2 pseudogenes are annotated in these 850 nt (G+C 75.4%); one reads left to right on the forward strand and one right to left on the reverse strand.

Annotated features, from left to right (window positions below):
* Nucleotides 1-400: pseudogene (locus tag HW578_RS27180) on the reverse strand (hypothetical protein); the annotation flags it as partial.
* 105 nt (nucleotides 401-505) lie between these two features.
* On the opposite strand from HW578_RS27180, the pseudogene HW578_RS27185 reads away from it, so the two are divergent.
* Nucleotides 506-850, forward strand: a pseudogene (locus tag HW578_RS27185) (hypothetical protein); the annotation flags it as partial.

An 850-nucleotide genomic window follows, 5' to 3' on the forward strand; every position in this document is an offset into this window, starting at 1 on the left:
CGGGCGCGTCGGGTGCCAGCGGCGGGCCCGGGCGCAGGCCCGCGGCGCCGCGCCGCGACGCGGGCGCGTCACACGTTCCGCCGGGCTGCGTCGGCAGGGGAGCCTCATCTGGTGCATCGCCGGGTCGCTTGCCGTCGCTGCACGGCTCCAGCGGCCAGGCAGGGCCTGCCCCGGAGTGCAGGGGGTCGGCGGCACGGGAACCGACCGGATGCGCCCATCGGATCGGACCCTGCTCCAGGGCGCGCCGCACCAGGCCAAGGCGCAGCAGCAGCTGATGCCAGGCGAACAGCGCCACCGCCCGCGGGCCGAGCCGCCACGCCGCATCGGCCAGCAGCCAGCGGCGGCCACGGGAAACCGGCGGCCGGGGCACTGTCTCGGCCAGGACGGCGCTGCGCGTCACCTCAGGCTCCGCGAATGAACACAGACAATAGGCAGAATCACCAATAAGTTGTAAATAGGCGACGACATTGCCGTCTGACGTTCTCGGGAGAGCCCCGCCCCGCCGATGTTTGGCCCGCTGCGCCGCTGTCGATTGCTGCTTCCCCTGCTGGCTTCGCTGCTGGCAGGGCCGGAGGTCCTGGCGCAGTCCATGCCCGGCGGATCGCCGCTTCTGGCGCCGCCGACGCTTCCTTCGGTGCTGCCGAACGGCGCGCCGCTGCCCGGCCTGCCGCCAGGCCAGCAGGAGGTGCTGCAGAGGCTGCTCGACGGCGGCGCCACGCGCGGCCCGCCGGCCGGGCTGCCGCGCGGCGCGCCGGTTCAGGCCTTCCAGGCGCAGCCCTTGCCGCCGACCGCCGCGCCGGAGGACCCGCTCTCCGCCGCCGAGGCCTTCTTCGCCGGGCGGCTCGACGGC

The sequence above is a fragment of the Roseomonas rosulenta genome (assembly GCF_016106005.1).
In the GTDB taxonomy this organism is placed as follows: Bacteria; Pseudomonadota; Alphaproteobacteria; order Acetobacterales; family Acetobacteraceae; genus Neoroseomonas; species Neoroseomonas rosulenta.